The following is a 10,422-nucleotide window of genomic DNA, read 5'->3' on the forward strand; positions in this document are numbered from 1 at the left end:
ACGAACATTTTTAGCCGTCTATTCGGTAACCGAGTAAGGCATGATGTAAGCAAACACTTGATGCATTGATCAATTTTAGCTGTGATTTCAGCTAACGAGTGTTGCTACTCCATGCCTACGGTATAGATTGGATATGCAGATTACTTGCTTTTTTCTGCAATGAACTTTTCTACAACGGCTTCGATTTCAGCTGCTGTTGGTAGAGAAAGCGCTTCTTCTGCCATCGCTTTAACTTCAGCGAAGTTAGAGTTACGGATTACTTTCTTAACTGCTGGGATAGAGATGCCGCTCATTGAGAACTCATCTAGGCCCATACCAAGTAGAAGTAGTGTTGCGCGCTCATCACCTGCAAGCTCACCGCACATACCTGTCCATTTACCTTCCGCGTGAGACGCGTCGATAACTTGCTTGATAACCGTTAGTACTGCTGGTGAAAGTGGGTTGTAAAGATGAGAAATCATCTCGTTACCACGGTCAACCGCTAGAGTGTACTGAGTTAAATCGTTAGTACCGATGGAGAAGAAAGCCACTTCTTTTGCTAGGTGGTGTGCGATTGCAGCAGCTGCTGGAGTCTCAACCATTACGCCAATTTCGATTTCTTCATCGAAAGCTAGGCCTTCAGCGCGAAGTTCAACTTTGTACTCTTCGATGGCTTTTTTCAGTTCACGGATCTCTTCAACAGAAATGATCATTGGGAACATGATGCGTAGTTTACCGTGTGCTGACGCACGTAGGATACCACGTAGCTGGTCACGAAGGATTTCACGACGATCCAAGCTGATACGCACTGCACGCCAGCCTAGGAAAGGGTTCATCTCTTTTGGCAGATCCATATATGGCAGGTCTTTGTCGCCGCCGATATCCATAGTACGGATGATAACCGCTTGACCTTCCATTGCTTCTGCAACTTCTTTGTACGCTTGGTACTGTTCTTCTTCAGTAGGAAGTGCAGTACGATCCATAAATAGGAATTCAGTACGGTACAGACCAACACCTTCACCACCGTTACGGATGATACCGTCACAGTCTTTCACTGTACCGATGTTGCCGCAGACTTCTACGCGGTGGCCATCAGTGGTTTCTGCGTGTAGGTCTTTCAGTTTTGCTAGCTCTTCTTTTTCAGCAAGGAATGCTGCTTTCACAGCTTTTGCTTCTTCAATTTGAGCGTCAGAAGGGTTTACGACGATTTTGTTGTTCATCGCGTCAAGAATCAGCATGTCGCCATTCTTAACTTTCTTTGTGATGTCGTTAGTACCAACGATCGCTGGAAGCTCAAGCGAGCGAGCCATGATTGAAGTGTGAGAAGTACGACCGCCGATATCACATGCGAAACCCAGTACGTAATCTAGGTTGATTTGCGCAGTTTCTGATGGCGTTAGGTCGTAAGCAACTAGGATAACTTCTTGATCGATATCGCTTAGCGATACGATGTTGATGCCTAGAGCGTTTTTAACGAAACGAGAGCCGATGTCGCGAATATCAGTCGCGCGCTCTTTTAGGTATTCGTCATCTAGAGACTCTAGTGCACATGCTTGTTCTTCGATAACAGTATAGATAGCGTTATCTGCAGACATTTTGTCTTTTTTGATCAGCGCTAGGATTTCTTCTTCTAGCTCTTCATCTTCAAGAAGCATGATGTGACCTTCAAAGATCGCTTCTTTTTCTTCACCGAATGTTTCAAGTGCTTTTTGCTTGATGGTTTCAAGCTGAGCAGATGATTTGTTGCGAGCGTCAAAGAAACACGCAACTTCTGCTTCTACTTGATCGTCTGTGATCGGGTTTGTATTTAGTACAATTTCATCTTCTTGAAGTAGTAGTGCTTTACCAATAGCAATACCAGGAGATGCTAGGATGCCTGAAATCATAGCCTTACCTTAAATTGGTCAACTTTAAACGGGAGAAATATGGATGCGCTAACGATAATGTTTAGCTTATGTTTTGCTCTATTTCCAACAAAGCCATTTTGTTTTCACAAAATGGCTTCGAAAATAGGAGACCGGATTAGTGTAGTTGGTCCATTAGAGCAACTAGGTGGTCTACAGCTTGTTGTGCTTGTGGGCCTTCAGCAGAAATTTTAACTACAGTGCCTTTTACTAGGCCAAGAGTTTGTAGTTTGAAAAGGCTTTTTGCGCTAGCGCTTTTACCGTTTGAAGTCACGCTGATGTCCGCATCGAAAGCTTTAGCTTCTTTTACGAATTGTGCAGCAGGACGAGTGTGAAGACCATTTTCTGCAGTGATTTCAACTTGCTTCTCGTACATTTTGTATACCCCAATTAATTATATTATAGATAGTTTATTAACCCGAACTAGCTTAACGCTTTATGAAAGCGGCTTCTATGAAACGTGCCATCATTTTGTGTTGAAACTGATACAGGTTACAAATATTGCAGTAACGACTGAAACATTAAGTACCGATCATTACCGCTTAAATACCGTTTTGGCAATATTATTTTGAAGCCAAAAATAAAACATTGCTGATATTACCAAAGGTGTGGCGAGGATCAACAAAAAAGCCCCTGAATGGGGCTTTTTTAAACTAAAATTTGATTTGGATACGTATTACTGTTGGTTCTCTTTTTCAGTAAAGATACCAGAAAATAGCGCAGTACTGAGGTAACGTTCACCAGAGCTTGGTAGTACAACAACAATTGTTTTTCCTGCAAATTCAGGTAGTTCCGCAATTCTGTTCGCTGCTACTACCGCCGCGCCCGAAGAGATACCAGCAAGAATACCTTCCTCTTCCATGAGACGTTGTGCCATCTCAATGGCTTCTTCTGAAGTTACGGCTTCAACACGGTCTAGCAGCTCTAAATCTAGGTTACCAGGGATGAAACCTGCACCGATACCTTGGATTTTATGTGGAGCAGGTTGAATATCATCACCGGCAAGAGCTTGTGCAATAACTGGCGATTCTGCCGGCTCTACCGCCACAGATGTGATCGCCTTGCCTTTTTCGCCTTTAATATAACGGCTAGTACCTGTGATCGTGCCGCCAGTACCCACACCCGCTACGATAACATCCACTTCACCATCGGTTGCATCCCAAATCTCAGGTCCAGTGGTCTTCTCATGGATCTCTGGGTTTGCTGGGTTATTGAACTGTTGAAGAAGTAGGTATTTTTCTGGATTGCTGGCAACGATTTCTTCTGCTTTAGCAATCGCGCCTTTCATACCTTTAGCCGCTTCTGTTAGCTCGAGGTTGGCGCCTAGCGCTTTGAGCAGTTTACGACGCTCAAGGCTCATTGATTCTGGCATGGTTAGCGTAAGTTTGTATCCACGCGCGGCAGCAACGAAAGCCAGTGCGATACCGGTGTTGCCACTGGTTGGCTCAACCAGTTCAACACCTGGTTTCAGTGTGCCTTTTTTTTCAGCATCCCAAATCATGTTTGCGCCGATACGACACTTAACGCTGAAGCTTGGGTTACGCGCTTCAATTTTAGCAAGTACATTACCTTTGCTAACTTTGTTTAAACGTACCAGTGGAGTGTTACCAACAGTTAGTGAGTTGTCTTCATAAATCTTGCTCATTGTATGGTCCTTCATTAGTTAGCGTCTTGCTCGGATACCACAAAAATCAGGATACCGCGCAACCATATTTGTTTATTTTGTGTGATAGAGATTAGGACAGTAAAAAATTCTAGAGAAGGATTAAAAAGTTATATCTTATTAACTTGAAGGTACTCGCAAAGAAAATAGCAGGGAGTATTGAACTCCCTTTTGATTATTTTTTAAACTCTGCCACCCACATCGCCGTTGCACCGCAGACAGCAATCGGCATTACAATCAAATTGAGGATTGGAATGGTGGTGAAAACGCTCACCAGTACACCGAAGCCGTACGCCTTACCTTGTTTTTGTTTCAAATTGTAACGCATGTCGTTGAAACAGATTTTGTGGTTATCAAATGGGTAGTCGCAGTATTGAATAGCCAGAATCCACGCGGTGAAAACAAACCAAAGAATTGGCCCGATGGTTTGGCCTAGTGCTGGGATCAATAACAGTAAAAAAAGACCAATCGCTTTTGGCAGAACATAGAGTAATTTACGCCATTCGCGTGCTAGTACGCGGGGCGTATCTTTAATAACACTTAAAATACCATCGTCGTTTATTTTTTGTCCGGTTAGGTGCTCTTCTACTTTTTCAGCCAATAAACCGTTAAAAGGCGCGGCGATAAAATTCGCCAGAGTACTAAAAAAGTAAGAGAAGGTTGCTAAAATCGTCAGCACCAAGATTGGCCACAGCAGATAGCTAAGCCACGAAAGGAACTCAGGCAGTTGTCCCATCCAAGAAGATATCCATGTATCAAGATGAGAAAATAGATAAAACAGGGCACCGCCCACCAAAATGATATTGGCCAAGAGCGGTAAAATGACAAAGCGGCGTATTTCGGCACTTAGGGCAATTTCGATACCGTAAAAGAAGTAGCCGAAACCTGAGCGAGGTGTGGTGTTGTTATTCATAGTTACTTTTTGCATCGTTACTTTTTGTATAGTGACAGTTTTGGGTGGAAAATGAGCACTTTCTATAATAACAAGAAAGAAGCGTGTCCAAAATCACAACATTGAGGGAACTTCTCACATTAATTTGTTCTAAAACCCTAGTGAGTTTTGGTAGAGTTGGTTGTTAACCGTTTTAATAAACTTAGCTCAGGCAACAATAACGTTTTAGCTAAGCAAATGAGAGCAAAAAATGCAGGAATTGCGATTCGTACTTATCGTGGTGGGCGCGCTAGCCATTGCCGCGTTGCTATTTCACGGTCTGTGGACGAGTAAAAAAGAAGGTAAGTCAAAATTTGGTGACAAGCCACTAGGGAAGCTGGATGTAGGAAGCGATGAAATCGCTGACCGCAGTGCAGAACGTGGATTTGCTCCAGAAGACGACTTTGACATTATTCGTAAAGAGCGCAAAGAGCCTGATCTCTCGGTTGAGCCTTTGGAGATCGATCCTTTGGCCTCAGATCCTTTGGTTGATAATTACGTTGAGCCTGATGTGAAACATGCGGATATCAATCATCGTGAAGTCGATGAGCAAGCTTATTCGATTGATCATGACTTGCCATCCATGTCGGCGGTAGCAGAAACGGTTGTTGCGGTAGAGCCACTAAATGAAAAAACACCAATTGAAACTTCTCTAAACGAAACCTCTTTAGAACCGGTTGCTACTGCGCAGAGCGCTGATGAAAGTATCACCGCCACTAAAGCTGCGGCTACTCCTCAAGTTGAACTGACGGTGTCAGACAGTATTCAACGTGATGAACCGTTAATTGAAGAAAGTGAAAACAAAGTAGAAGATGAGCAGCCAGAAATGGATGTGATTGTACTTAATGTGCATTGTTCCGGTGAGCAAGCATTTGTCGGTACTAAGCTATTTGATAGCATGCAACAAAATGGTTTGTTGTATGGTGAAATGGACATCTTCCATCGCCATGCGGATTTGTCGGGCACCGGCAAGGTGCTATTTAGTGTCGCGAATATGATGCAGCCAGGTACGCTCCAGCATGATGATCCCGCGCTTTTCACGACTAAAGGTATTTCATTCTTTATGACATTGCCGTGTTTTGGTGATGCAGAGCAGAATTTTAAATTGATGCTCAGAACGGCCCAACAGATTGCCGATGATCTTGGAGCGAATGTCCTTGATGATGCACGCAATCTAATGACGCCTAATCGGTTAGATGCTTACCGAGCACAAATTAAGAAATTTAAGGCCGCACACGCCAGTTAATTATTGTGCTGTGACTGGCTCTTGAACTTTAAGGCTCCTGATTAGGGGCCTTTTTATTTTGACGTCTATCAACCTGAGGGTATTGCTTGAGAATCTCAAATCAGGCGGTCATACTCCTTCCATTAGTTTTATTGCCTCTCGAACATTGAGTGAATTATGTCGACAGAAATCCAACCAAAGCTTGAACAATTACGCGAAACGCTTCATTACCATGCCGTCCGTTACTACGTAGAAGATAGCCCTGAGATCCCTGATGCGGAATACGATCGTCTGATGCGTGAATTATTGGATCTTGAAGCTCAATATCCAGATTTGGTCACGATTGACTCACCAAGTCAGCGTGTTGGCGGCAAGCCGCTTGATGGTTTTGAATCGGTTGCCCATGAAATCCCAATGTTATCGCTGGATAATGCTTTTGATGATAGTGAATTGGAAAGCTTTCATAAAAGAATGTCTGACCGCCTACCCGCTGCGCAATTTGATCTATTTTGTTGTGAGCCAAAACTGGATGGCTTGGCGATAAGCTTGCTCTATGTTGATGGTGTTTTGGTACAAGCCGCGACTCGAGGTGATGGCACGACGGGAGAGAATGTTACGGAAAACGTTCGTACCATCAGTGCGATACCATTAAAACTGCGTGGTGAAGGTTGGCCTAATCGCATTGAAGTGCGTGGTGAAGTGTTTATGCCTAAAGCGGGCTTTGACAAGCTCAATCAAATCGCACTCAAAAAAGGTGAAAAACCGTTTGTGAATCCGCGCAACGCCGCCGCAGGCAGTTTACGTCAACTTGATTCTCGCATTACAGCGACTCGTCCACTCAGCTTTTACGCTTATAGTGTCGGGGTCGTGGAAGGCGAACCGTTATCATTGAGCCACTATGAGCGTTTTCTGCAGCTCAAAAACTGGGGACTACCAATGTGCCCAGAAACGAAGTTAGTTAAATCGTTAGATGAAGTAAAAGCGTATTACCACGATATCTTAGAGCGTCGCGATGCATTGGCGTATGAGATTGATGGGGTGGTGATTAAAGTTGATGACGTGACATTGCAAGAGCGTCTTGGCTTTGTTGCACGCGCACCGCGCTGGGCGATTGCGTATAAATTTCCAGCGCAAGAAGAAATCACGCTCTTGAATGATGTTGAATTCCAAGTTGGTCGAACTGGTGCGATCACCCCAGTCGCTAAGTTGGAACCTATTTTTGTCGGGGGAGTGACGGTGAGTAATGCCACCTTACACAACGCCGATGAGATAGCGCGCTTAGCGGTAAAAATAGGTGATAGCGTGATTATTCGTCGTGCGGGTGATGTCATTCCTCAAGTAGTGTCAGTTGTGTTGGATCGTCGCCCTGAATCTGCACGGGATATTGTATTCCCTACGCAATGCCCGGTGTGTAACTCTGCGGTTGAGCGCGTGGAAGGTGAAGCGGTAGCCCGTTGTACTGGCGGTCTTGTTTGTCAGGCGCAGCGTAAAGAGGCGCTTAAGCACTTTGTTTCTCGTAAAGCGCTTGATGTGGATGGTCTGGGTGAAAAGGTTATCGAGCAACTGGTGGATAAAGAGATGGTCGCAACCCCTGCTGATCTATTTAAACTCAGTGCAGGTGTGATTACAGTCCTTGAACGTATGGGGCCGAAATCGGCACAAAATGTGGTTGATGCATTGGTCAAAGCGAAGCAAACCACATTACCTCGCTTTTTATACTCGCTTGGTATTCGAGAAGTGGGTGAAGCGACCGCGGCGAACTTAGCGATGTATTTCAAGACACTCGATGCGGTAATGGCGGCCAGTCATGAACAATTGATTGAAGTGCAAGATGTCGGTGTTATCGTGGCAAGTCATGTCACGGCTTTCTTTGCCCAAGAGAAAAACCAACAAGTGATCGCTGAGTTGCAGCAGCAAGGGATTGATTGGCCAGCAATTGCAGAGCGTGATGACAGTGTGCCGCAGCCTTTGGCTGGAAAAACCGTGGTATTAACCGGCTCTCTTTCTCAATTATCTCGTAGCGATGCCAAAGCCGCGTTGCAAAATTTAGGTGCGAAAGTCGCTGGTAGCGTGTCAAAGAAAACCGATATTTTGTTTGTCGGCGAAAATGCAGGATCAAAATTAGCCAAAGCTCAAGAGTTAGGTATTGAAGTACAAACTGAGCAAGATTTAATCAACTTAATGTAAGCAAATTTGTCAGGAAAAACGTTCTACCATCAGTGGTAGAGCGTTTTTTTTTGGAAAAAATTAATCTCTTTTGACTGCGAAATAAAGTTCAAATCTAGAACCGTGATAAGCATCAAACTAAAATAAATCCCCGACCAAGTTGAAAAGTTAGTGCGACGCACTTCAAGTTAATTTATAGGTGTTTATATGTAAGCCGTTGTTTTGCATGTTATTTGATGTTTTTTTATAAAGTTCAAAAATCGAGTGCGATCAAGATCACTACTTTTGAAAAAGTATGTGTCAGCTCATATTTTTTTATAAAGAAATTAAGTTCTGATTGATGTTTTTTGTTGCGAAGTTAGTCTAGGTGGCATGGATACACACGGTGTATGCAGCAACTTTAAAATCAAAAGTTATTTAGTTTGATAATTGAGATTTTATGAGAATTATCTTTTCTCTTCGGCGGCCAAACTTAAGAGGGAAGAAATGAAAACAGCTATATCCCATTTTTTAGGAGTTTTTTCCATGGACAAATTTTTCAAACGCACTCTTGTATGTGCGGCAGTTGCTTCAGCAGCAATGGCTGGCACAGCAAACGCAGCAATTGAGCTAAACGGTCAAGCAGTACAGTTTTACGGTCAAGCGGCTGGTAGCCTTCAGCTAAACAACCCTGAAGTGGGTGATAGCAACACAGTAGTTGAGATCGAATCTCGTCTAGGTGTTCGTGGTACTGTTGAGTTTGATAATTTCGAGCCTAATTTCATCTACCAAATGGAAACAGGCAATGCTTGGAACCGTGGCGGTAACAACGATGGTCTAGGTTCTTTCGGTGGTCGTGACACATACTTTGGTTTTGATTTTGACGGTGTTGGTTCAATCAAATTTGGTCGTCAACTTGTTGCAGCATACAACTACGTCGATTGGCCACACTCAAACCCAGGTCTAGGTAACGTATTCGATTGGCACAACAAAATTGGTGCGACTTACCAAGATCGTGCAAACGACAACATCCGTTTTGATTCAGCAACTTGGGGTGGCTTTAACTTCCAAGCTACATTAAGCGGTATGGATGCAACGAACGAAGCGATGGTTTACAGCTTAGGTACATCTTTCACTCGTGAAATGTTCAGTGTACACGCTGGTTACTACGGTCAAAGTGAGTACGACGCTAAAGTTGCAGCAACAGACGCATCTTGGGGCTTTAATAAAGACTTACCGTCTTGTGCTGTAATTCCAGACGCAGATAAAGCTGGTAGTTACCAGTGTTATGGCGTGATTGATGCAACTGCAGCTACAACTAAAAAAGCGGGTGATGTTTCTTACGCAATCGTTGGTGGTAGCTTATACCTAGGTGACCTAACACTTACTGCTGCTTACAAACACATGAAAAATGACCTTGTTGGCAAGAAGAACGATCAAGACGCTTACTCAGCAACAGCTCAGTACGTAATTGATGGTAAGTGGGTTCTTAAAGGTGGTTACGCAGCAACATCTAAAACGGCTAACGGCGGTTACGATGATTCTGCAACAGCTATTACTGCACGTCTAGGTTACTTGCTACCAAGCTCTTACCTATACATGGACATCCGTAACTACGACATGCCAGCTGCTGAAGCGGGTAAAGACGAGAAAGCGGGTGACGCAACTAACATCCTATTGGGTGCAGAATACTACTTCTAAGCTCAGTCTTATAAGCTAGTCTAACTGTCTTAAATTGTACGAGCACTCATTCGAGTGCTCGTTTTTCTTATCAGGAGATTATAAATGAAGGTAATGAAAACCTTGTTGGCTATTGGTGTAATGACTACTTCATTCGCTCCACATGCAGAAGTTGGACTAAACTTCCATCGCGACCTCTCACCAATCATTGTTGATGGTGAAGAGATGGGGTATAGCTTATTTTCAAGTTCGGCTCAAACGTTAGACAATGGCACAAACCAAATTGTTTTCCGTATGGCTAAACTGATTGAAAATAATGGTGGAGAAAGAGAAAAATTTAACTCGCATGCATTCGTGCTAAGTTTTAATGCAGAAGATATCGATCTTCGCTTAGAGCCTGACATGCGCGTATTACGTGAAAGCGAAGGGATTGAATTTAACAAAAATCCGAAAGTAAAGTTGGTCGATGAAGGTGGCAATAATGTTGACTTCACGATTGATCGGCTACCTGCTGGCGATGGTTTAATGCGTGACTATAGTAAGGATCTTGCCCACTATAACAAGACCCATGGTATAAACACGGGCAATATTGCCGAGAGTAGTGTTGCACAAGTTGATGCTGCGGTAGTGGCGACATCTCCTGCAGTGAAAGTCGTGACGGTTAAAACCGGCGAACTAGAGCCTGCATCCATGATTGAATACTGGATGGATAAGGCAACACCGGCAGAAAATGAACAATTTGTTAGCTGGGCATTTGAAAATCGCTCAATGGATAAAGTAAGTCCTATTGAAGGTTCTCAAGCATTGAATATGCTTAGTTATTGGTATGCAGAAGCTAAAGTAGAAGATAGAAAACAGATTCTTGCTTGGCTTATCAGTCAATAAAAAATTCTAG

General features: G+C 43.6%; 8 protein-coding genes. 4 read left to right on the plus strand and 4 right to left on the minus strand.

All coding sequences use genetic code 11. The annotated features are described in order from the left end of the window. Positions 1-140: 140 nt before the first annotated feature. The 4 genes from ptsI to cysZ all read right to left on the minus strand — a co-directional run bounded on the left by ptsI (position 141) and on the right by cysZ (position 4,459). A complete protein-coding gene (gene ptsI, locus RH85_RS05930) occupies positions 141-1,865 on the minus strand; it encodes a phosphoenolpyruvate-protein phosphotransferase PtsI (protein WP_006711302.1) in 1,725 nt (574 codons plus the stop codon). Positions 1,866-2,001: 136 nt separating this feature from the next. Then, positions 2,002-2,259: an HPr family phosphocarrier protein gene (locus RH85_RS05935; RefSeq protein ID WP_006711303.1), complete on the minus strand. Its 258-nt coding sequence runs from the start codon at positions 2,257-2,259 to the stop codon at positions 2,002-2,004. A 300-nt stretch (positions 2,260-2,559) separates the two neighbouring features. Continuing rightward, the gene (gene cysK / locus RH85_RS05940; RefSeq protein WP_006711304.1) at positions 2,560-3,528 is read right to left on the minus strand and encodes a cysteine synthase A; all 969 of its coding nucleotides are present in this window, start codon (positions 3,526-3,528) and stop codon (positions 2,560-2,562) included. 193 nt (positions 3,529-3,721) lie between these two features. Next, positions 3,722-4,459: a sulfate transporter CysZ gene (gene cysZ, locus RH85_RS05945; RefSeq protein WP_420895792.1), complete on the minus strand. Its 738-nt coding sequence runs from the start codon at positions 4,457-4,459 to the stop codon at positions 3,722-3,724. A gap of 229 nt (positions 4,460-4,688) precedes the next feature. On the opposite strand from cysZ, the gene zipA reads away from it, so the two are divergent. The 4 genes from zipA (at position 4,689) to RH85_RS05965 (ending at position 10,412) form a co-directional block, all read left to right on the plus strand. Then, positions 4,689-5,723 (plus strand): cell division protein ZipA, encoded by a 1,035-nt coding sequence (gene zipA, locus RH85_RS05950; RefSeq protein WP_006711306.1) that lies wholly within the window; start codon positions 4,689-4,691, stop codon positions 5,721-5,723. A gap of 156 nt (positions 5,724-5,879) precedes the next feature. Continuing rightward, positions 5,880-7,889, plus strand: coding sequence for an NAD-dependent DNA ligase LigA (gene ligA / locus RH85_RS05955; protein WP_006711307.1), 2,010 nt, complete (start codon positions 5,880-5,882; stop codon positions 7,887-7,889). Positions 7,890-8,393: 504 nt separating this feature from the next. Next, complete coding sequence (locus RH85_RS05960) at positions 8,394-9,548, plus strand: porin (protein WP_006711308.1); 1,155 nt, start codon at positions 8,394-8,396, stop codon at positions 9,546-9,548. Between the two features lie 84 nt (positions 9,549-9,632). Continuing rightward, positions 9,633-10,412, plus strand: coding sequence for a YccT family protein (locus RH85_RS05965; protein ID WP_006711309.1), 780 nt, complete (start codon positions 9,633-9,635; stop codon positions 10,410-10,412). The last annotated feature ends 10 nt before the right edge of the window (positions 10,413-10,422 follow it).

The sequence above is a fragment of the Vibrio ichthyoenteri ATCC 700023 genome, assembly GCF_000222605.1.
In the GTDB taxonomy this organism is placed as follows: Bacteria; Pseudomonadota; Gammaproteobacteria; order Enterobacterales; family Vibrionaceae; genus Vibrio; species Vibrio ichthyoenteri.